General features: G+C 44.8%; 25 protein-coding genes and 1 riboswitch. Of the genes, 16 read left to right on the top strand and 9 right to left on the bottom strand.

The window, feature by feature from the left end; all coding sequences use genetic code 11:
* Positions 1 to 59 precede the first annotated feature (59 nt).
* The 6 genes from NSS75_RS16515 (at position 60) to NSS75_RS16490 (ending at position 6,791) form a co-directional block, all read left to right on the top strand.
* On the top strand, positions 60 to 1,520 hold the full coding sequence (locus tag NSS75_RS16515; RefSeq protein ID WP_103671662.1) for an o-succinylbenzoate--CoA ligase: 1,461 nt from the start codon (positions 60 to 62) through the stop codon (positions 1,518 to 1,520).
* Positions 1,517 to 2,632 (top strand): o-succinylbenzoate synthase, encoded by a 1,116-nt coding sequence (gene menC, locus NSS75_RS16510; protein ID WP_339233969.1) that lies wholly within the window; start codon positions 1,517 to 1,519, stop codon positions 2,630 to 2,632. Before NSS75_RS16515 ends, menC begins: the two co-directional genes overlap by 4 nt.
* Before the next feature lie 274 nt (positions 2,633 to 2,906).
* Positions 2,907 to 3,830, top strand: coding sequence for a zinc ABC transporter substrate-binding protein (locus NSS75_RS16505; RefSeq protein WP_106020313.1), 924 nt, complete (start codon positions 2,907 to 2,909; stop codon positions 3,828 to 3,830).
* 18 nt (positions 3,831 to 3,848) lie between these two features.
* Positions 3,849 to 4,601, top strand: coding sequence for a metal ABC transporter ATP-binding protein (locus tag NSS75_RS16500; protein WP_101863546.1), 753 nt, complete (start codon positions 3,849 to 3,851; stop codon positions 4,599 to 4,601).
* Between the two features lie 5 nt (positions 4,602 to 4,606).
* Positions 4,607 to 5,914, top strand: a complete 1,308-nt coding sequence (locus NSS75_RS16495; protein ID WP_339233965.1) for a metal ABC transporter permease — start codon at positions 4,607 to 4,609, stop codon at positions 5,912 to 5,914.
* A complete protein-coding gene (locus NSS75_RS16490) occupies positions 5,904 to 6,791 on the top strand; it encodes a metal ABC transporter permease (RefSeq protein ID WP_339233962.1) in 888 nt (295 codons plus the stop codon). Before NSS75_RS16495 ends, NSS75_RS16490 begins: the two co-directional genes overlap by 11 nt.
* A 22-nt stretch (positions 6,792 to 6,813) precedes the next feature.
* Here NSS75_RS16490 and NSS75_RS16485 read toward each other — a convergent pair whose 3' ends face one another.
* From NSS75_RS16485 to NSS75_RS16475, 3 genes are read right to left on the bottom strand one after another with little or no spacing between them, the layout of a single operon-like run.
* On the bottom strand, positions 6,814 to 6,972 hold the full coding sequence (locus tag NSS75_RS16485; RefSeq protein ID WP_010331596.1) for a DUF1540 domain-containing protein: 159 nt from the start codon (positions 6,970 to 6,972) through the stop codon (positions 6,814 to 6,816).
* Between the two features lie 53 nt (positions 6,973 to 7,025).
* Entirely contained in the window at positions 7,026 to 8,069 is a 1,044-nt protein-coding gene (locus NSS75_RS16480; protein ID WP_024122596.1) for a cytochrome d ubiquinol oxidase subunit II, read from the bottom strand.
* Positions 8,070 to 8,111: 42 nt separating this feature from the next.
* Positions 8,112 to 9,443, bottom strand: a complete 1,332-nt coding sequence (locus NSS75_RS16475; protein WP_024122595.1) for a cytochrome ubiquinol oxidase subunit I — start codon at positions 9,441 to 9,443, stop codon at positions 8,112 to 8,114.
* Positions 9,444 to 9,644: 201 nt separating this feature from the next.
* On the opposite strand from NSS75_RS16475, the gene NSS75_RS16470 reads away from it, so the two are divergent.
* Together NSS75_RS16470 and NSS75_RS16465 are read left to right on the top strand one after the other, a co-directional pair.
* Positions 9,645 to 9,893 (top strand): type B 50S ribosomal protein L31, encoded by a 249-nt coding sequence (locus tag NSS75_RS16470; protein ID WP_010331593.1) that lies wholly within the window; start codon positions 9,645 to 9,647, stop codon positions 9,891 to 9,893.
* A 110-nt stretch (positions 9,894 to 10,003) separates the two neighbouring features.
* Complete coding sequence (locus NSS75_RS16465; protein WP_024122594.1) at positions 10,004 to 10,567, top strand: carbonic anhydrase; 564 nt, start codon at positions 10,004 to 10,006, stop codon at positions 10,565 to 10,567.
* Here NSS75_RS16465 and yidD read toward each other — a convergent pair.
* Positions 10,564 to 10,791 carry a membrane protein insertion efficiency factor YidD gene (yidD, locus tag NSS75_RS16460; protein WP_010331591.1) on the bottom strand — a complete coding sequence of 76 codons (228 nt, stop codon included), beginning with the start codon at positions 10,789 to 10,791 and terminating at the stop codon, positions 10,564 to 10,566. The two genes, NSS75_RS16465 and yidD, sit on opposite strands and share 4 nt — an antisense overlap.
* 127 nt (positions 10,792 to 10,918) lie before the next feature.
* On the opposite strand from yidD, the gene NSS75_RS16455 reads away from it, so the two are divergent.
* Both NSS75_RS16455 and NSS75_RS16450 read left to right on the top strand, forming a co-directional pair.
* Entirely contained in the window at positions 10,919 to 11,392 is a 474-nt protein-coding gene (locus NSS75_RS16455) for an S-ribosylhomocysteine lyase (RefSeq protein ID WP_010331590.1), read from the top strand.
* A gap of 121 nt (positions 11,393 to 11,513) precedes the next feature.
* Positions 11,514 to 11,957 carry a FixH family protein gene (locus NSS75_RS16450; RefSeq protein WP_268498575.1) on the top strand — a complete coding sequence of 148 codons (444 nt, stop codon included), beginning with the start codon at positions 11,514 to 11,516 and terminating at the stop codon, positions 11,955 to 11,957.
* Here the strand turns inward: NSS75_RS16450 and ytzI are convergent.
* Positions 11,951 to 12,100, bottom strand: coding sequence for a YtzI protein (gene ytzI, locus NSS75_RS16445; RefSeq protein WP_024122592.1), 150 nt, complete (start codon positions 12,098 to 12,100; stop codon positions 11,951 to 11,953). The two genes, NSS75_RS16450 and ytzI, sit on opposite strands and share 7 nt — an antisense overlap.
* Before the next feature lie 123 nt (positions 12,101 to 12,223).
* Here ytzI and NSS75_RS16440 point away from each other — a divergent pair, with 123 nt between their 5' ends.
* The 3 genes from NSS75_RS16440 (at position 12,224) to ytkD (ending at position 13,913) form a co-directional block, all read left to right on the top strand.
* Positions 12,224 to 12,661: a Dps family protein gene (locus NSS75_RS16440; RefSeq protein WP_010331587.1), complete on the top strand. Its 438-nt coding sequence runs from the start codon at positions 12,224 to 12,226 to the stop codon at positions 12,659 to 12,661.
* 158 nt (positions 12,662 to 12,819) lie between these two features.
* Complete coding sequence (locus tag NSS75_RS16435) at positions 12,820 to 13,224, top strand: holin family protein (protein WP_024122591.1); 405 nt, start codon at positions 12,820 to 12,822, stop codon at positions 13,222 to 13,224.
* Between the two features lie 212 nt (positions 13,225 to 13,436).
* Positions 13,437 to 13,913: an RNA deprotection pyrophosphohydrolase gene (gene ytkD / locus NSS75_RS16430; protein WP_024122590.1), complete on the top strand. Its 477-nt coding sequence runs from the start codon at positions 13,437 to 13,439 to the stop codon at positions 13,911 to 13,913.
* A 23-nt stretch (positions 13,914 to 13,936) separates the two neighbouring features.
* On the opposite strand, the gene NSS75_RS16425 is transcribed toward ytkD, so the two are convergent.
* Genes NSS75_RS16425 through NSS75_RS16415 form a run of 3 tightly spaced genes read right to left on the bottom strand, consistent with a single transcriptional unit; the run spans position 13,937 to position 16,523 of the window.
* The gene (locus tag NSS75_RS16425; protein ID WP_024122589.1) at positions 13,937 to 14,749 is read right to left on the bottom strand and encodes an ABC transporter permease; all 813 of its coding nucleotides are present in this window, start codon (positions 14,747 to 14,749) and stop codon (positions 13,937 to 13,939) included.
* The gene (locus NSS75_RS16420) at positions 14,724 to 15,506 is read right to left on the bottom strand and encodes an ABC transporter ATP-binding protein (protein ID WP_024122588.1); all 783 of its coding nucleotides are present in this window, start codon (positions 15,504 to 15,506) and stop codon (positions 14,724 to 14,726) included. The genes NSS75_RS16425 and NSS75_RS16420 overlap by 26 nt, the downstream gene beginning before the upstream one ends.
* 12 nt (positions 15,507 to 15,518) lie before the next feature.
* A complete protein-coding gene (locus NSS75_RS16415; RefSeq protein ID WP_339233955.1) occupies positions 15,519 to 16,523 on the bottom strand; it encodes an ABC transporter substrate-binding protein in 1,005 nt (334 codons plus the stop codon).
* Positions 16,524 to 16,672: 149 nt separating this feature from the next.
* Between NSS75_RS16415 and NSS75_RS16410 the strand changes: the two genes are divergently transcribed.
* A complete protein-coding gene (locus tag NSS75_RS16410) occupies positions 16,673 to 17,446 on the top strand; it encodes a prolyl oligopeptidase family serine peptidase (RefSeq protein WP_095714577.1) in 774 nt (257 codons plus the stop codon).
* A 51-nt stretch (positions 17,447 to 17,497) separates the two neighbouring features.
* Positions 17,498 to 17,740 (top strand): DUF2584 domain-containing protein, encoded by a 243-nt coding sequence (locus tag NSS75_RS16405; protein ID WP_024122585.1) that lies wholly within the window; start codon positions 17,498 to 17,500, stop codon positions 17,738 to 17,740.
* A gap of 39 nt (positions 17,741 to 17,779) precedes the next feature.
* Here NSS75_RS16405 and pckA read toward each other — a convergent pair whose 3' ends face one another.
* Positions 17,780 to 19,363 carry a phosphoenolpyruvate carboxykinase (ATP) gene (gene pckA / locus NSS75_RS16400; RefSeq protein ID WP_095714576.1) on the bottom strand — a complete coding sequence of 528 codons (1,584 nt, stop codon included), beginning with the start codon at positions 19,361 to 19,363 and terminating at the stop codon, positions 17,780 to 17,782.
* Positions 19,364 to 19,560: 197 nt separating this feature from the next.
* Positions 19,561 to 19,700, top strand: a riboswitch (SAM riboswitch).
* A 168-nt stretch (positions 19,701 to 19,868) separates the two neighbouring features.
* Here pckA and metK point away from each other — a divergent pair.
* Entirely contained in the window at positions 19,869 to 21,071 is a 1,203-nt protein-coding gene (gene metK, locus NSS75_RS16395) for a methionine adenosyltransferase (protein ID WP_010331578.1), read from the top strand.
* The last annotated feature ends 57 nt before the right edge of the window (positions 21,072 to 21,128 follow it).

Below are 21,128 nucleotides of genomic sequence, written 5' to 3'. Positions count from 1 at the left end.
CCATTGCGGTCCAAGCTGTTTTCTTTTCAATAAAGTAATTTTACCTCGGAGATGATGACATGCTGACAGAACAGCCCAACTGGCTCCTGCAACGGGCACAGCTAACACCTGAGAGAATCGCTCTCATTTATGGAGATCAAATCGTGACATTTGCTGAATTATTTGCCGCATCCAAACGAATGGCGTCCCAGCTTTCCGCTCATTCTTTTCGAAAAGGGGACACCGCGGCTCTTCTGCTCGGAAACCGGGCGGAGATGGTATATGCCGTACACGCGTGCTTTTTGCTCGGCGTAAAAGCGGTGCTGCTCAATACAAAGCTGTCTAAACATGAAAGGCTGTTCCAGCTGGAGGATTCCGGCGCCCGCTTTTTACTGACGGATGAAAGTTTTGACATGCAGGATTATGAGCATATGGTTGAAACCGTTAATGTGGATGAACTGGTAAAAGAAGATGCACAGGATATTGAAATTGAGCTATACATGCAAATGGACGAAACGGCGACTCTCATGTATACCTCCGGGACAACCGGCAAGCCCAAGGGAGTTCAGCAAACGTTTGGAAATCATTATTTCAGTGCGGTGTCTTCTGCTCTTAATTTGGGTATAACAGAACAAGACCGCTGGCTTATCACGCTGCCGCTCTTTCATATCAGCGGACTGTCCGCATTATTTAAATCTGTGATTTACGGAATGACGGTCGTGCTTCACCAGCGTTTTTCCGTAAGTGATGTATTGGATTCAATCGACAGGCATCAAGTTACGATTATTTCTGCGGTGCAGACAATGCTGGCAAGTCTTTTAGCAGAAATAAGCTACTGCCCGTCATCCCTCAGATGCATCCTGCTCGGCGGAGGTCCTGCGCCGCTTCCTTTGCTGGAAGAATGCCGAGAGAAAGGCTTCCCCGTCTTTCAATCGTACGGAATGACGGAGACGTGCTCACAAATCGTTACTCTCTCGCCGGAATTCAGTATGGAAAAGCTCGGATCAGCAGGAAAACCGCTGTTTTCATGCGAAATCAAAATTGAGCGGGACGGAAAAGCGTGTGAGCCGTTTGAACACGGTGAAATTATGGTGAAAGGCCCGAATGTCATGAAAAGCTATTTCAACCGGGAAAGCGCAAATAAAGCATCCTTTCAAAATGGCTGGCTGAAAACAGGCGATCTCGGTTATTTGGACAGTGAAGGGTTTTTATATGTATTAGACAGGCGATCAGATCTTATCATTTCAGGCGGAGAAAATATTTATCCCGCTGAAGTGGAGTCTGTGCTGCTTTCTCATCCGGCTGTTGCAGAAGCCGGCGTTTCAGGCGCGGAGGACATAAAATGGGGAAAAGTGCCTCATGCTTATCTTGTGCTCCATCAGCCTGTCAGCGCTGAAGAACTGACCGTTTTTTGCAAAGAACGTTTGGCGAAATATAAAGTTCCGGCAAAATTCTTTGTATTAGACCGCCTGCCGCGCAATGCGTCGAATAAGCTATTGCGAAATCAGCTGAAGGATGCGCGTAAAGGAGAACTGTTATGATCGAAATAGAAAAAATTACGCTTTATCATTTGAGCATGAATCTAAAAAAACCGTTCAAAAACAGTATTGAGACGCTTCAGGAGCGCAAATTTCTGATTGTAGAAGCCATCGATATATCCGGAGTTACAGGATGGGGAGAAGTGTCTGCATTCTCCTCACCATGGTACACCGAGGAAACGATTGGTACTTGTCTGCATATGCTGAAGGATTTTTTTATTCCTAATGTCGTCGGACGTGAATTCAGCCACCCTTCTGAAGTGCCGGACAGCTTGGCGCGCTATAAAGGTAACAGGATGGCAAAAGCGGGGCTTGAATCGGCTGTTTGGGATATTTATGCAAAAAAGAAGGGGATTTCTCTTGCGGAGGCATTAGGAGGGACAAGAGACAAAGTCCCTGCCGGAGTCGTTGTCAGCTTAGCGCCTCTTGAGGATATGCTGAAAGAAATTGAAGCTTATCAAAAAGAAGGCTATCAAAGAATAAAAATTAAAATTCAGCCAGGACAAGATGTGGAACTGGTAAAAGCCATCCGCAGCCGATTCCCTGGCATCCCGCTTATGGCTGATGCGAATTCCTCTTATGAACTCAAGGATATCAGCCGCTTAAAGGAGCTTGATGAATATCATTTAATGATGATTGAACAGCCGCTCCAAGCTGATGATATTGTTGATCACCGCCACTTGCAGAAGCATATGAAAACGGCGATTTGCCTTGACGAAAGCATTTGCTCAGCTGATGACGCGAGACGGGCGATTGAGCTGGGAAGCTGCAAAGTAATTAATATCAAGCCTTCTCGTGTCGGCGGATTGACGGAAGCTCTGAAAATCCATGATCTGTGCAAGGAGCACAATATGCCGGTTTGGTGCGGAGGAATGCTGGAGACTGGCATTTCAAGAGCGCAAAACGTGGCGCTGGCTTCCTTGCCCCAATTTACGATACCGGGCGATATTTCGTCATCTTCAAGGTATTGGGATGAGGATATTGTGGCCCCTGATATCCGTATCGATAACGGATTTATTTCTGTGTCGAAACAGCCTGGTTTAGGGGTTGAAGTAAATCAGGAAATAATGCGAAAATATGTGACCAAAATGGATGTTTTCACACAGCATGGATGAGAAAAAGGCATTTTATCAATTTGAGAGAATGTGAGTGTGCTGTTAGAGTAAAAGCGTTGAATACATCCCTTCTCGTTTGACCGGCTGCTGAACCAGCCGGTTTTTTTATGTGAAAATATCTTGACAGAAATGGACAAACGCGATATTTTTGCACTAAGGAAACTTTTTGTCCTATATAAACAAAACATGCTTTTGTCTAATTAAATGTCACATGTCTAAGAAAACACAACATAAGATAAAACAACAGGACATCGATGACAAAGAGGAGGAACAAATGAAAAAAAGAGGACTGATAGCGGCATTGATCCTTGCATGCCTTGCTTTAACGGGCTGTGGATCAGAGTCTTCCGGTAAAAGCTCTGATCAGCGGCTGCAAGTGACGGCAACGACTTCCCAAATTGCAGACGCGGCTGAAAAAGTCGGCGGAAAGCATGTTAAGGTCACTTCTTTAATGGGACCGGGAGTAGACCCGCACCTTTACAAAGCGTCACAAGGTGATGCGAGAAAATTGACATCAGCAGACGTTGTACTGTACAGCGGCTTGCATCTCGAAGGGAAGATGGAAGACATTCTCCGTAAAATCGGTGAACAAAAACAAGCGGCGGCGGTTGCCGAAGCGATTCCGAAAAGCAAGCTTATTTCTGCGGAAAAAGGGAAGATGTATGACCCTCACGTCTGGTTCAGCATCCCATTATGGATTTACGCAATTGATGAAATCGAAGAGCAATTCAGCAAAGCGATGCCTGAGCATGCGGATGATTTTAAGAAAAACGCAAAAGAGTACAAAGATAATTTGCAATATTTAGATAAATGGGCTCGTCAGGAGGTTGCGAACATTCCGGAGAAAAGCCGTGTGCTTGTAACCGCTCATGATGCGTTTGCGTATTTTGGGAAAGAGTATGGATTTAAAGTGGAAGGCCTGCAGGGGCTCAGCACAGATTCAGATTATGGTTTAAAGGATGTACAGGACCTGGTTGAGCTTTTGGCAGAAAAACAAATTAAGGCTGTTTTTGTAGAAAGCAGCGTGTCTGAAAAATCAATTAATGCCGTGGTGGAAGGGGCTAAAGAAAAAGGCCATTCGGTGTCAATCGGCGGTCAGCTCTATTCGGATGCAATGGGTGAAAAGGGGACAAAAGAAGGCACATACGAAGGCATGTTCCGCCATAATATCAACACGATTACCGAAGCGCTTAAATAAGGAATAGAGGTGAAAGAAATGTTTCCTGTTGAGCTGGAAAATGTAACAGTCGCTTATGATAAAAAGCCCGTTCTGCAAGAGATTTCGCTGCAGGTGCCGGAGGGGAAATTAATCGGTATTATCGGCCCGAACGGCGCTGGAAAGTCCACTTTGATCAAAACGATTCTCGGTCTTGTGCCCCGTGCCTCAGGAGACATCTCCATTTACGGCGAAACTTATAAACAACAGCGGACAAGAATCGGATATGTGCCGCAGCGAGGTTCGGTTGATTGGGATTTTCCTACCAGCGCTCTCGATGTCGTGCTGATGGGAAGGTATGGCCGAATCGGCTTGCTGAAAAGACCGAAAAAGGCAGACGCGGAAATGGCTGAAGCGGCTTTGGAAAAAGTCGGCATGCTCGATTATGCGAACAGGCAGATCAGCCAGCTGTCAGGGGGCCAGCAGCAACGGGTATTCCTTGCCCGGGCACTCTGCCAGGACGCCGACATTTACTTTATGGATGAACCGTTTGCCGGCGTGGATGCAGCGACGGAGCGGGCAATCATGACTCTTTTGGCGGAGCTTAAGGATAAGGGCAAAACCGTACTTGTCGTCCACCATGACCTGCAAACCGCCGAAGACTATTTCGATTGGATATTGCTGCTTCATTTAAGGAAAATCGCCTTCGGACCGGCGGAGGAAGTGTTTACGATTGAAAACCTTCAAAAAACGTATGGAGGAAGGCTGACATTTCTAAAAGATAAAGTGCTGGCAGAAGGTAATAAGGGGTGAGCGCATTGATAGAAAGTTTGTGGCTGCAGCTCCAGCATCCGAATACACAGTGGGTGTTGGCCGGGACGCTTTTGCTCGGCGCAGCAAGCGGCGTGTTGGGGAGCTTTGTGCTGCTTAGAAAACAAAGTTTAATCGGAGATGCGATGGCCCATTCTGCCCTGCCGGGTGTGTGTCTCGCTTTTCTGTTCACCGGAGAAAAATCGCTCCCTTTCTTTTTGCTCGGCGCAGCGCTTGCAGGGCTTCTCGGAACGTGGATGATTCAGCTGATACCGCGGCTGTCAAAAACAAAAGAGGACTCGGCAATTGGGATCGTTCTCTCTGTGTTCTTTGGCGTCGGTATTATACTGCTGACATATATTCAGCAGCTGGGGTCGGGAAGCCAAAGCGGACTTGATTCCTTTCTGTTCGGCCAGGCTGCTTCATTAGTCAGACAGGATATCATTTTGATTGCGGGAGTATCCGCCGTTTTATTGCTGCTTTGTACTGTCTTTTTTAAGGAATTTAAAATCATCACCTTTGATATCGCATTTGCAAAGGGATTGGGATTGCCGGTACGTTTTTTAAACGGACTTATGGCCTGTCTTATTGTCTGCGCTGTTGTGATAGGGCTTCAAACTGTAGGTGTCATCTTAATGGCAGCTATGCTCATTACACCCGCGATTGCCGCAAGATATTGGACCGAGCGTTTAACAGGCATGATCGTGATTGCCGGGATGACAGGCGGGATCAGCGGCGTGTCCGGAACATTGCTGAGTACAACAATGGAGGGCATGGCGACGGGGCCTTTGATGATTTTATTGGCAACGATCATTTTTCTTTTTTCGATGATTTGTGCACCTAAGCGGGGACTGGCTGCTAAAGGGATAAGATTAATAAGGCTGCGCAGAAAAACAAACCGGGAGCAGGTGCTTCTGACGATTTTTGAGCAGTATGAACATAAGGAAATATATGTAACGGAGGAAAGTATACGAAAGAAAAGGCGGCTTTCACCTTCATCATGTCATAAAGTTTTGAATGATTTGGAAAAAGAGAGGTGCGTTGTACGGATTGAAAACGGAGTTTGGAAAGTGACACAGGCTGGGATAGAAAAAGGTTATCTGACGGCTTTAAAATATCGGATGTATGAAATGTACCTCATGCATGAAATGGATATAGAAAAAGCAGGTGCGGATCAGGATGATTTTGTGCCGGACCGATTGCCGGAGGCTACAAGAGATAGGCTTCTTTCACTTTTGAAGCTGCATGGCAGGATGCCTGAGCTCCGTCAGCCATACCCTGAAATCGGAAAGGGGAAGATTGCCAATGAGCTTTGAAGCGTGGATTATAGTGACGGGCATACTAGTCGGTGTCAGCTGTGCGTTGATCGGAACATTTCTTGTATTAAGGAGAATGGCAATGCTGGCTGATGCCATCAGCCATACTGTTTTGCTTGGAATTGTGGGTGCTTTTCTTGTGACAAATAGTCTGGACGGGATTTCTATGTTCATCGGTGCAGCCGTGTCGGGACTGTTAACGGCATTTTTGGTACAGCTTCTTCACAGCAAAGGGGTTCAATCAGATGCCGCCATAGGCGTTGTTTTTACCTCCTTATTTGCAGTTGGTGTCATTTTGTTATCAGTATATGGAGCGAATGTCCATCTCGATATTGAACATTCATTAATGGGAGAAATCGCTTTTGTGCCATGGAATACGATCACGGTATTCGGAGTGGACATCGGGCCAAAAGCGTTTTGGATGCTGGTTGTTGTGCTGATTTTCAATATAACGATGGTCAGTGTGTGTTATAAGGAGTTCAAAATTTCTTCGTTTGATCCGCAAATGGCTTTGGCCATCGGAATACCGGTCATGCTGATTCATTACCTCCAGATGGGGATGCTGTCGCTTACGACCGTTGCCTCCTTTGATTCGGTCGGCGCCATATTGGTTGTGGCGATGCTGATTGTTCCGCCTGCTGCCGCCCATCTATTAACGGACCGGCTGCTTTATATGCTGATTATCAGCGCGGTGATCGGAGGGCTGTCAGCTCTATTGGGCTATATCTGCGCAACATGGCTCAATGTTTCCATCTCCGGAGCGATGGCGGCAATGACAGGAGTTTTTTATGCAGGTGCCTTTTTATTTTCGCCGTCAAACGGAGTGATGACGAAAAAGATAAGAATGCTCAAAACAGAAAAAGAAAGAGCTGTCTGATGCCAGCTCTTTCTTTTGATTTTTACAAATCTTGCGGTTTAAACGTTTTGCAGTCTGTTTCCCGGCTGTTTTCGGCAGTCTCGCCAGTATGGCTGACAACATAAATGGCATCGGCTGTGCATCTGTTGCCTTTGTCCCAATAAGAACAGTTGTTGACCTCGCATAGGATTTTCTGGTCCATGCCATCCCCTCCTTATAAAGGTTCAAGCTTAGTATAGCCGGAGGGCTTGGGCCCTATTCTTCCTGCTGGCGGATATACCGTTTATCCTTCATAAACAGCTTCCAGAAGAAGTAGAAGCCTGGGAACAGGATAATGAATGCAACGATATATGTCATAAACAGCGCTCTGAACGTGGCGGGCTCGGTGAAACCGGACATGATCGTCACGTCCGGATAAATCATATAAGGGAGGTGGGCGCGGCCGTACGCGTAGCTTGCCAGGAAATACTGTATCGCAATCGCGACAAGCGCCAGTCTGGGTTTCCCAATCTTTTTGCCGAAGCTTTTGTTAGGCAGAAAAAGAGCTATGCCTGCGATGATGAATGTAATAAACGACGCAATAATCCAGGAAAAATCATTCATCATTCCAGTATAAAGCCAGTTTGCTTCATTCCGCATCGTCAGCATAATGCATACGGCAAATAGGAGCGAAATCGGGCCGGTGATTAAGGCGCTTTTTCTGTACGCCGTGTAGGCGTCCTGTTCCTCAGCCACATTCGAAACATCCGCCAGCAGCAGGGAGGATAAAAATAAAGTGCTTAAAATCGCAAACCCTATAAATGAATAGGCGTTTGGGCTTGTCAAAATGGTAGACATATTCAAGCTGTATACGCCGTCTGTGTTTTCGATAAATCCACCGTGTGTCACCGGGAGAACCAAAATCAGAACAGCGGGAATAATAAAACCGGAGATGCCGGAAATATATCTGAGCAATTTCCTTTCCTTCGCTGTGTTTGAAAAAACGAGAAATCCGCTTCGGATTGCTAAAAGCAATAAAATAATGCTGCCGGGAATTAATAAAACAGTTCCGAGCACAAACGTCGCACCTGGAAAAAAGCTGAAAAGTGCAACGACGATGGCCACGATAAAGACGTTAGTGACCTCCCAAGTCGGCGACAGAAAGCGGTTTGCGATATCAGTCGCCTTCATATGCTCCTTATTTAAATAGATCATAGACCAAAATCCCGCTCCGAAATCCATTGTGGCCATGACGGCGTAAATAAACACAAAACCCCAAATAATTGAGATGGCGATCAGAGCGTCAGTTGAAATGTCCATTTGTCGATCTTCCTTCCATTTAGTTTCCTGCTTGCGAAGCTATTAAGACTCCGCCGTATTTAAATCCTCATCCACAGGGTGCTTTTTGAAATAGTAAAGCAGCACATAAACGACAGCTGCGCCCAACACGGCGTAAACAAATGTGAAAAACAGAAAGAGCACACCGATCGAGCCTGTCGTCGTGACGACATCTGATGTTTTCAGCAGATGATAGATGACCCACGGCTGTCTCCCCGTACAAGCAAAAATCCAGCCGAATTCAATTCCGATAATGCTGAGAGGACCGGCCGTCATGAAAATCAACAGCAGCCAGGTTGGAAAACGATCTTTCTTTAATACTTTTCTCCAGACGACACCGATAATGGAATAAAGAATGAGCAGCATTCCGACACCGACCATCGCATTAAATAACGTGTGGATAAAAAGCGGCGGCCATTCGTCTCTCGGAAACGCATTTAATCCTTTTACAACAGTGTCAAAACTGTTGGCTGCCAAAAAGCTTAATGCCCACGGAATCTCGATTGCCCATTTCACTTTTTCCTCTTCCGGATCGGTAAATCCGCCGATTGCAAGCGGGGCATGGGATCTTGTTTCAAACAGGCCCTCTGCTCCGGCGAGTTTTTCCGGCTGATATTCATGCAGCATCTGTGCTGATTCGTGGCCGTTTAAGGCTGTTATCAATGAAAAGATACCGCCGATCGTCAGCGCGAGCAGCAGGGCCTTCCGGTGAAAGCGATAGACGTTTTCTTGTTTTCTCGACCGGATCATTTTGTATGCGGCAACAGAAGCAACGATAAAGGCTCCTGTCATGAACGCAGACAGAACGACATGGCCGGCGGTTACAAAAAAGCTTGGGTTAAAAAACGCGGCCCACGGATCAACGTCAGTTATCTTTCCGTTTATAATTTTAAATCCGGCCGGGGTTCCTTCAAAGGCATGGACATTCGTGATCAGAATGGCAGACGCCGCGGCCCCGATCAGCACAAAGACAACAGCGATAATCCTCATGACCGGCGATAAGCGGTCTGCGGCATATACATAAATCGACATAAACAGGGCTTCGATAAAAAAAGCGTAGATTTCAATTTGGAATGGCAGGGACATGACCCGGCCGATGACTTCCATAAAACCCGGCCATAAAAGCGCGAGCTGAGTACCGGCAATGGTTCCGGTCGGAATGGCGACCCCCAGCAAAACAGCCTGTGCTTTTGTCCATCTCTTCGCCATGATGGCATAATGGTCATCCTTCGTTTTTTGATAGATCAATTCAGCTATTAAAATCATGAGCGGCAGACCGACTCCCAAGGTTGCGAAAATGATATGAAAGCCCATTGTCGTACCAAAAAGACTCCTAGCCAAAACTAAATCATCCACAATAATAAACCACCTTTCTCAAAACGATCTGTATGTAATATGGGTTTATTATTTGCTTCCTCGGTTAGATTATTCTTCCTGTTCTTAAAAGCATGAGGTTTATGAAGCGAAAGATCGGGAAACCTGTAAGGAGATTGACAAAATGTTTGTTAGGATATAAAATAAAACGTAATTATTACGATTTAATAAGGAGAGATAGACATGAAGGAAGGAATTCATCCGAAGAATCACAAAGTAATATTTCAGGATGTAAACAGCGGATACCGCTTTTTGAGCAGGTCTACCAAAACATCGGAAGAAACAGCGGAGTGGGAAGATGGAAACACATATCCGGTTATTAAAGTAGAGGTAAGCTCAGATACTCATCCGTTTTATACAGGCCGCCAGAAATTCAATGAAAAAGGCGGAAGAGTCGAGCAGTTCAACAAAAGATATAACATGGGAAAATGAGGCAGCCGCGGGGCTTGCCTTTTTTTCTGGCCTCAACATCTTGCCGATAGGATGACGAAAGGCAGAGGCTGTGATATATTGAAGAAAAAAGACCGGAAAGGAATACCGCTATGAGTCTTCTAAATGATATTCTTGACTTTAATAAAACTTTTATTGAACAAAAAGATTATGAAAAATATCAGACATCAAAATTCCCGGATAAAAAAATGGCGATTCTTTCTTGCATGGACACTCGTTTGGTTGAATTGCTGCCGCATGCGATGAATATGCGAAACGGTGACATCAAAATTATAAAGAGTGCCGGTGCGCTTGTTACACACCCGTTCGGAAGCATTATGAGAAGTTTACTGGTTGCAGTGTACGAGCTGAACGCAGATGAAGTCTGTGTAATCGGACACCACGATTGCGGTATGAGCAAAATCAGCAGTGAAAGCATGCTTAATAGAATAAAGGAAAGAGGAATTCCGGAAGAACGCATCGAAACATTGAAGTACTCCGGAGTTGACTTTGACCAATGGTTTAAAAGCTTCGATTCAGTGGAAGCGAGCGTAAAAGACAGCGTGGACGTCATTAAACATCATCCGCTGTTCCCGGAAACTGTGCCTGTCCATGGTTTAGTCATTGATCCTGAGACAGGAAAACTGGATGTTGTCGTAAACGGCTATAACGCTTAATCTTTGCGCTTTTTTTCAGGGACGGGGTCGACTCCGCCCGGATGAAATGGATGGCATTTCAAAATCCGTATGAGAGTCAGCCATCCGCCTTTAAGGGCGCCGTGCGTTTTAATGGCTTCGATTCCATATTGTGAACAAGTCGGATAAAAGCGGCATGTTGGCGGCGTCAGCGGCGAGATGAATTTTTGGTACCCTCTGATCAGAGCAATAAATATGGTTTTCATGTGTCTTCAGCAACCTTTCTGATGCAAGTATAAAAAAAATAACGCGGTTTGAAAAGTTATTCGATAATTCTTATCGGAAAGGTATGTTATAATAAAAATACATTTTTAAAAAAGGGAGAGTGCCATTATGCCTTCAGTAGAAAGTTTTGAACTTGACCATAATGCGGTTGTTGCCCCATACGTAAGACATTGCGGTGTGCATAAAGTAGGAACAGACGGTGTTGTAAATAAATTTGATATTCGTTTTTGCCAGCCGAATAAACAGGCGATGAAGCCTGATACGATCCATACACTTGAGCATTTGCTCGCTTTTACGATTCGCACTCATGCTGAGAAATATGATCATTTTGATATTATTGATATTTCGCCAATGGGCTGCCAAACCGGCTACTATCTTGTTGTCAGCGGAGAGCCGACTCCTGCGGAAATCGTTGACTTGCTTGAAGACACAATGAAGGAAGCTGTAGAAATTACCGAAATTCCGGCTGCCAATGAAAAGCAGTGCGGCCAGGCGAAGCTTCATGACCTGGAAGGCGCAAAACGTTTGATGCGTTTCTGGCTGTCACAGGATAAAGAAGAATTGCTAAAAGTATTTGGCTAAATAGAAAAAAGACCTTTTTGCCCGAAAGCAAAAAGGTCTTTTTTGTGACGTTACAGATTTTGTATACCATTTGCTGTAAGCGTTTGCTACTATTGATGTAAACGACGAAAAGGGTGATGGAATGAAAAAGACGGTCGCTGCAGTACTTTTTTCTGCTGTTTTTTTATTGAACGGGTGCGGATCTGAGGAGAATAAAGCACATACAGCAGCTGAGACGCCTGAGGTATTAGATGTAAAACTCACCGGACCGGAAAAAGTGAAGCCGGGAGAGAATGCTGCTTATGAAGCGGCGGTTTCTTACGGAGATAAAGCGGTGACAGATGCTGATGAAGTGGAGTTTGAGGTATGGAAAGACGGAGAAAAAAACGACAGCAAGATGTTTAAAGCCAAACAGGAAGATGGCGTATATCGATTTGAGACAGAGTTTAAGGAAGATGGCGTATACACTGTCCAATCTCATGTAACTGCAAAAAAACAGCACAGCATGCCGACCTTAAAAGTCCAAGTCGGAGACGCCGATGCTGCCACCAAGCAACCTGAAGAAGAGCAATCACACCATCATTGACTTTTTGGGTCTGAACCGGGAGCATTTCCTTCTTGAGGAGGGTCAATCGTGTGTTTTACATTATAGGCTTTTACAGTCGTCCAAACACTTACGAGCAAAACAGCCAGCACAATCAAAATACTTATCGTGATGAGAAGCGTCATGATTCCACCTCCGTTTTCAATAATTGTAACATAGTGGAAGACATTGTGACAGACGGGTAAAATAAAGGTTTTAGCGTACGATATGAAGGGTATACACCTAATATAAATAAGGAGGAAGATAATATGTCAGAACAATTGATTCAAGCCGTGAACAAACAAGTAGCCAACTGGACAGTCATGTATGTGAAACTACATAATTATCACTGGTATGTAAAAGGGAAAGATTTCTTTACACTGCATGAAAAATTTGAAGAGCTTTATAACGAGACAGCAACTTATATTGATGATTTGGCAGAGCGTCTTTTGGCTTTGAACGGAAAACCGATCGCGACAATGAAAGAATCTTTGGAAACAGCTTCTGTAAAAGAAGCGAACGGAAACGAAACAGCAGAACAAATGGTTCAGAGTGTGTATGATGATTTTACAGTTATCGCGGAAGAACTGAAAAGCGGCATGGACTTAGCTGATGAAGTCGGAGACGAAACAACAGGGGACATGCTTCTTGCCATTCACCAAAATATTGAAAAACATAACTGGATGCTGAAAGCTTACCTTGGATAATAGAAAAGAAAGACCGGATATCTTTGAAGATGTCCGGTTTTTATTTTGCCTCGCAAAAATAGGCGACAACTAGTCCATTTTTCTGAAAAATCCAATCCGTTCGGCGTGCTTTCCATAGAATATGGTAAGGCCGTTTCTGTGAAAGGATGTTGGGATAAATGGATAGAGACTTTGGCATCTTTTCGTTTTTTGCAGTCAGCGTTTCAGCAGCGGGGTTTTTCTTCGGAGGTTTTCAGTACTCACTCCTCATTCTGCTGTCTCTTATGGCAATTGAATTTATCAGTACGACCTTGAAGGAAACGATTATTCACAAACTGGCGTTCAAGAAGGTTTTTGCCCGTTTCGTCAAAAAATTAGTTACGTTGGCTCTGATCTCTGTCTGCCACTTTTTTGACCAGCTGCTGAATACACAGGGATCAATACGTGACTTGGCCATTATGTTTTATATTCTTTATGAATCTGTGCAAATTGTCGTGACAGCCAGCTCTCTCGGTATACCTGTTCCGGAAATGCTTGTGGATCTATTAGAAACGTTAAAAAATAAATTCAGGCGCAAACCGTAACTTTTATCTGTTCGCGGGTCATAATAAAGCCCAGAGCGTCAGTCATTTACATTTTGACAAGAGCTGCGGCCAAAAGCTGTACGAGCTGGTCTATCGTTTCAGATCCGGATGGCGTGCTGGGTTTCCCTTATTTTTTGATAAAAAGCTTCCGAAGAAACGTAACTGTGGTATGATGTATGGAAGATAGCTAGGAACGGATTTGAGGGATAAACATGTACGAGTTTAAAGATTATTATCAGAATACTGTTCAGCTCTCCTTTGACAATCAGCCCTTTTCGGACAGCCCGAAGCATGTCTGGGTCATCTGCCGTTTTGGTGACAAATGGCTTTTGACAGAACATGAGGACAGAGGCTTTGAGTTTCCGGGCGGGAAAGTGGAACCGATGGAGTGCGCGGAAGAGGCGGCGCTTCGAGAAGTAAAGGAAGAAACAGGGGCGAGAGTGAAAAGCCTCAAGTATCTCGGACAGTATAAAGTTCTCGGAAAAGAAAAGGTTATTGTGAAGAATATATATTTTGCAGATATAGAGAAACTTGAAAAGCAAAGCGATTACTTTGAAACGAAAGGGCCGGTTCTGTTTCATGAACTTCCGGAAAACCTGCCCCGCAATAAAAAATTCAGTTTTATTATGAAGGATTCTGTGCTTCCCATCAGTTTGAAAAAACTGAAAGAAGCGGGATGGATCAACTAAAAACCCGGCTATCCGCCGGGTTTTTATGTTCTGCCCTTCGTCCATTTCTTTTCTAACAGTTCTACGCCCTGATACATCAGGGTGGCAAATACAGCAATAATCAACAGGCTTAAGAAGACGAGTGTAAAATTGAAGACTTGGAATCCGTAAATAATCATGTATCCTAATCCGACCTTTGAAACAAGGAACTCGCCTACGATGACACCGACCCACGATAAACCGACGTTTACCTTCAGGGTTGAAATAATAGCGGGCGAAGATGCGGGAAGAATCGCTTCTTTAAAAATAACCCACTTGTTTGCGCCGAATGTTTTCATTACTTTAATATAGTTTTCATCCACCTCTTGAAAGGCGGTATAAACGACGATGGTTGTAATAATGACGCTGATGACCGCTCCCATCGCGATAATGCTGACAAAGCCGGGACCGAGCGCGACAATCAGGATAGGTCCGAGCGCCACTTTCGGCATCGCATTTAAAATGACCAGATATGGATCTAATATCCTGGCAAGCCGATTGGACCACCATAACAACGCGGCAAGACACGTGCCCAGGAAAGTCCCCAGTAAAAAGCCAAGCACCGTCTCAAATAAAGTAACGCCGATATGCGACAGCAATGAGCCGTCAGCAACCTTTTCAATCAGTAAACGCCATACGGCTGACGGCGAGCTGAAGATCAGAGGATCAATCCAGCTCTGTCTGCTTGCGATTTCCCATCCGGAGAAAAAGAGGATAAATATCGCAAGCTGAAAAGAATGCACATTCCATTTCTCTTTTTTCTGTTTAAATTGAAATTGCTCATGAAGCAGATCAATTGTTTCTTTGCTGTTTCTCAAGAGAATTCAGCTCCTTCCATATCGTTTGAAACAGCGTCTGGAAGGATGGCTCCTGACGGGCGTCAAAAGGCATCATCGCAGCCAATTCTCTAGGGATTGTGAAAATTTGATGAATGGTGCCCGGCTGATTAGAAAATAAAAAGATGGTATCACTCATCGCAATCGCTTCCCCTATATCATGAGTGACAAGCACCGCTGTTTTTTGATACTCCTTTAATGTGCGGAAAACGAGGTTTTCCAAAGACAGCTTCGTTTGAAAATCAAGCGCGGAAAATGGCTCATCCAGCAAAAGCAGACTTGGGTTTGGGGCAAGAGTTCTTGCAAGCGCGGCCCGCTGCCTCATCCCGCCTGACAGCTCCTTAGGATATTTCTTTTCAACATCAACGAGACCCAGATCCGGCAAAAGACCAAGTGCTGCGGCCTTGTTTTCTTCAGTAAGCGTGTCGGCAATTTTTAAACCGAGGAGCACATTTTCCTCAATGGATTTCCAGGGAAATAAGTAATCCTGCTGAAGCATGTAGCCAATGTTATGTTCTTTTTGATTCGGCTCGCGGCCTTCAATCAGAACTCTGCCTTCCGAGGGTTCAATCAAGCCTGCAATTATGGAAAGCAGTGTTGTTTTTCCGCAGCCGCTCGGACCGAGAAATGAGATGAAATCGCCTTTTTCGGCATCAAAATGAATGTCCTGTACGGCGGTTGTTTTTTCTTTAATAGAAAAATAAGTATGAGTTACATGGTCGACATGTAAAAAAGACATAGATGGCGCCTCCTATTTTTCCGAGGTGACTTTTTCGGCGATGTGTTTGTTCACAAGCTGACTGTATGGTATATGCTTTGGCAGTTCACCCGACTGATCCATAATCGTTTGGAGCAGTTCCCATTCTTTTTCGTTGAGGAGCGGGTCTGGAGAATACGAATTTTGTTTTTTGTAGCGTTCAATGGACGTTTCGATGACATCGGGATCTGTATCGTCAAATTCATTTTTAATCACTTCTGTGATGTCCTTCGCTGAGTGGTTTTCCACCCACTGCTGCGCTTTATAAATAGCTCTCGTGAATTTGACGGCTGTATCCTCGTTTTTCTTTAAATAGCTTTGTTTTGCCATAAATGTTGTATAAGGAACCTGGCCTGATTCTTCTCCGAACGAAGCAACGATGTGGCCGATGCCTTCTTTTTCAAAGAGTGAAGCAGTCGGTTCAAAAAGCTGGACATATTCACCGGTTCCAGAAGCAAAGGCATTGGATATATTGGCGAAGTCTACGTTTTGGATGAGTTCAATATCCTTATGCGGATCAATGTGATGTTGGTTCAGCGCATACTCGCCGACCATTTGCGGCATACCGCCTTTTCTCTGGCCGAGAAAAGTCTTTCCTTTCAGCTGATCCCAGCTGAAATTTTCGGCATCTTCTCTTGCGACAAGGAACGTTCCGTCTGTCTGAGTCAGCTGTGCGAAGTTAATGACAGGGTCTTTAGCCCCTTGCGATTCGACATAAATGGATGTTTCTGATCCGACAAGAGCAATGTCCGAGCCGTTTGAAAGAAGCGAAGTCATCGTTTTATCGCCGCCCCAGGTCGTATTGACGTCGACATCAAGGCCCTCATCCTTGAAAAAGCCTTTAGATTCTGCAACATATAAAGGTGCATAAAAAATGGAATGGGTCACTTCGGCTACTTTTACTTTCGTGAGTGTTGCTTCCTGCTTGCAAGCGCTCAGGGCAATGATGAGAAACACACTGCAAACGCAGAAACAGCCCAGCCTTAACCATTTGTTCACATGACAACCTCCTTATTTAGCATCAAGTTAATATCCTTTTTTGCTTTACATATCGTATGATGGGTATAAAAATGTGTGAATGCCTAATCCGGGTTACAGGATTTATTTTTAAAGGCAGGAAAGAATAAAGAAAAAAGGAGGCGGGAGCATTGATTGTTGAGAAAAGAAGATTTCCGTCGCCGAGCCGGCATGTGCGTTTGTTTACCATCTGCTACCTTTCAAATGGCTTAAAAGTGAAAGGGCTGCTGGCGGAGCCGGCGGCACCTGGGCAATATGACGGATTTTTATATTTGCGCGGCGGTATTAAAAGTGTTGGAATGGTGAGACCGGGCCGAATTATCCAGTTTGCGTCCCAAGGATTTGTTGTATTTGCCCCCTTTTACAGAGGGAATCAGGGAGGGGAGGGCAACGAGGATTTTGCAGGAGAAGACAGAGAGGATGCTTTTTCCGCTTTTCGCCTGCTCCAGCAGCATCCGCAAGTGAAAAAGAACAGAATTCATATTTTCGGTTTCTCCAGAGGCGGCATAATGGGAATGCTTACTGCGATTGAAATGGGACGGCATGCGGCTTCATTCGTTTCGTGGGGAGGCGTCAGTGATATGATTCTTACATATGAAGAGCGGCAGGATTTACGAAGAATGATGAAAAGAGTGATTGGGGGAACGCCGAAAAAGGTGCCTGACGAATACAAATGGCGAACGCCTTTTGACGAAGTGAACAAAATTGAGGCACCCGTTTTATTAATTCACGGAGAAAAAGATCAAAACGTTTCCATTCAGCATTCGTATTTATTTGAGGAGAAATTAAAACAGCTGCACAAGCCTGTAGAGACGTGGTACTACAGTACATTCACACATTATTTTCCGCCGAAGGAAAACCGGCGTATTGTGCGGCAGCTCACGCAGTGGATGAAAAACCGCTGACGGTGAAATATGTTATGATATAGAAAAAAGAGAACGAAAGGGGATTTCAATTTGGGAATGCCTGTTGAATTTAATACATTGATTGTGACAAAAGGAAAAGAAGTTCGCATAGATGAAAATATATTCAGATTAGAGAAAGACGGGTATCGCATTTATCCAATGGAGATTCCGATGGATGTCAGCAAAACAAAGTTTGGTGAAAAGTCAGGCACAGCCGAAGTGCAGAAGCTTGAATGGACAGACGGGCGGACAATCATTACGTACAAGCTGACTTCTTTGCATACAGTCAATTAAAACAAGCCAAGAGCTTAATTGCTCTTGGCTTTTGCTTTTTTAAACGAGAGGCCCGCCAGCTTGTGCGATGGCATCTGTATTTGTGAACTTTTTGAAGTTTTCTTTGAATTCGTTTGCCAGATACACAGCCTTTTCTCTGTATTCCTCTTTGTTATTCCACGTGTTTTCCGGCTGAAGGATATGATCGGGAACACCCGGAACATGAACCGGGATGTGCAGGCCGAAAATATCGTCAGTGGTCATTTGCACATTTTCTAATTTGCCTTCAATCGCTGCTTTTACCATCGCCCGTGTGTATGAAAGCTTCATGCGTTCGCCTGTGCCGTAGCCGCCGCCGGTCCAGCCGGTGTTGACCAAGTAAACGTCTGCACCGTGTTCGTCGATCTTTTTGCCGAGCATTTCCGCATATACATGGGCCGGGAGCGGAAGGAACGGTGAACCGAAGCATGTGGAGAATGTCGTCTCAGGAGACGTGACACCGCGTTCGGTGCCGGCTAGTTTACTCGTATAACCGCTTAAGAAGTGGTACATAGCCTGCTCCTTCGTCAGCTTGCTGATTGGCGGCAGAACACCGAATGCATCAGCCGTCAGAAATACAATCGCTGACGGGTGGCCCGCAATGCTCGGAGAGACAATGTTGTCGATCATATGAATCGGGTAAGCGGCACGTGTGTTTTCTGTATAGAAGGAATCATCGTAATTGGCTTCACGCGTATCTTCATCTACAACAACATTTTCGAGAACGGATCCAAACCGAATCGCTTTAAAAATCTGCGGTTCCTTTTCTTCGCTTAAATGAATGCACTTGGCATAGCATCCGCCTTCGATATTGAAGACACCAGTATCCGACCAGCCGTGTTCATCATCACCGATCAGTTTCCGGTCAGCATCCGCCGAAAGGGTGGTCTTTCCTGTTCCCGACAGGCCGAAGAAAAGCGCGACATCGCCTTTTTCACCGACATTGGCGGAGCAATGCATGGATAAAATATCTCGCTCAGGCAGCAGGAAATTCATGATGGAGAAAATCGATTTTTTCATTTCTCCGGCATACTCCGTTCCGCCGATTAAAATCGTGCGCTTTTCGAAAGAAACAATAATAAAGGTTTCTGAATGTGTGCCGTCTGTTTTTGGGTCCGCTTTGAAATGCGGAGCGGAAAGAATGGTAAACGGCTGTTCGACTGTTTTTTTATCATTGTCTTCAGGACGGATAAACAGCTGTCTGGCAAATAAATTGTGCCATGCAAATTCATTAACGACCGTGATCGGCAGTCTGTATTTTTCATCGGCACCGGCAAATCCTTCGAAAACAAACAGCTCATCACGTTGTTTCAGATAGCTGACAACTTTCGTGTACAGCCGGTCAAATGCTTCCTCGGAAATAGGCTGATTCACCGGACCCCAATCAATCTTACTCTTTGTGCTTGCTTCTTCTACAATAAATTTATCCTTCGGCGAACGTCCCGTGTAAGCGCCTGTGGTCGCCCGGACGGCACCCGTGGATGTCAAAATGCCTTCGTTGCGGGAAAGTACTTTTTCTGTAAGCTGAGCTGCAGATAAATTATGCTGCACATTAGGACTTGTTAATAAGGCTTGCAAATCAGCGGTTAAATCAACTGAGTTCATAAGAAACCTTCCTTTATCATTTTATTTGTGTTTTGCTAATTGTGAATTAGTATAACATATATTTTCAAATAGTCTATACTATTTATCGTTTTTTGTGTGTGCATTTCCATTGTTTTCCGCAATAAAGGCGTCTATTTCTCCTGATTCATATTGACATTGCAAACCCTTTTACGATAAGATATTTCATTGAGCGGATACTCTTATCCCGAGCTGGCGGAGGGACAGGCCCTATGAAGCCCAGCAACCGGTTTCTCTATTATTCATTATGTTCAAATTGTGTGAGACAACCAAGGTGCTAACCTGATGCAAGGTTGAATGATTCCTTGAGCGATAAGAGTGAAAGGCACAAAGACCAAACCCTTTCCTCGAACGGAAAAGGTTTTTTTATTTCATAAATATGCCAATTAACATCTCTAATATAAACGTAACATTGTATAAGAGGGAGCGAGTTCCGTATCATATATATAAGGTCTTTCGGGAGGCCTTGTGCAGGAGGAAGCAAATCATGAGTAAAAATCGTCGTTTATTTACATCAGAATCTGTTACGGAGGGGCATCCGGATAAAATCTGTGACCAGATTTCTGACAGCATTTTAGATGAAATTTTAAAGAAAGACCCTAACGCGCGTGTTGCTTGTGAAACGTCTGTGACAACTGGTTTGGTTCTTGTCAGCGGAGAAATCACAACTTCTACGTATGTTGACATTCCAAAAACGGTTCGTGAAACGATTAAAGAAATCGGATACACACGTGCAAAATACGGATTTGATGCGGAAACTTGTGCAGTTTTAACATCAATTGACGAGCAGTCTGCTGATATTGCGATGGGTGTAGACCAAGCGCTTGAAGCCCGTGAAGGCACAATGAGCGACGAAGAAATTGAAGCAATCGGAGCGGGTGACCAAGGTTTAATGTTCGGTTATGCGTGCAACGAAACGAAAGAGCTCATGCCTCTTCCGATTTCACTTGCTCATAAATTAGCCCGCCGCTTGAGTGAAGTGCGTAAAGAAGATGTTCTTCCTTACCTTCGCCCTGACGGCAAAACACAGGTAACGGTTGAGTATGATGAAAATAACAAACCTGTCCGCATTGACGCGATTGTTATTTCAACTCAGCACCACCCTGAAATTACGCTTGAGCAAATTCAGCGCAACATTAAAGAACATGTCATCAATCCGGTTGTTCCTGAAGAATTAATTGATGAAGAAACAAAATACTTCATTAACCCTACAGGCCGTTTCGTCATCGGAGGACCTCAAGGGGATGCGGGGCTCACAGGACGTAAAATCATCGTTGATACGTACGGCGGCTACGCACGTCACGGCGGCGGCGCGTTCTCTGGTAAAGATGCGACGAAAGTAGACCGTTCAGCTGCTTATGCTGCAAGATACGTTGCGAAAAACATCGTTGCGGCTGAGCTTGCAGATTCTTGCGAAGTGCAGCTTGCTTACGCGATCGGTGTTGCACAGCCTGTGTCTATCTCAATCAACACATTCGGTTCCGGAAAAGCTTCGGAGGAAAAACTGATTGAAGTTGTGCGCAATAACTTTGATTTACGACCTGCCGGCATTATCAAAATGCTTGATTTACGCCGTCCGATCTACAAACAGACTGCTGCGTACGGCCACTTTGGACGCCACGATGTTGACCTTCCGTGGGAGCGTACAGACAAAGCGGAACAGCTGCGTAAAGAAGCGTTAGGAGAATAATTTTATAGCCGCTTACTGGTTAAGCGGCTTTCCCTTTTTTATCGATGTATCCATGTT

The sequence above is a fragment of the Bacillus sp. FSL K6-1012 genome (genome assembly GCF_037964915.1).
GTDB lineage: Bacteria > Bacillota > Bacilli > Bacillales > Bacillaceae > Bacillus > Bacillus halotolerans.
This window is presented reverse-complemented; position numbering and strand designations above follow the sequence as displayed.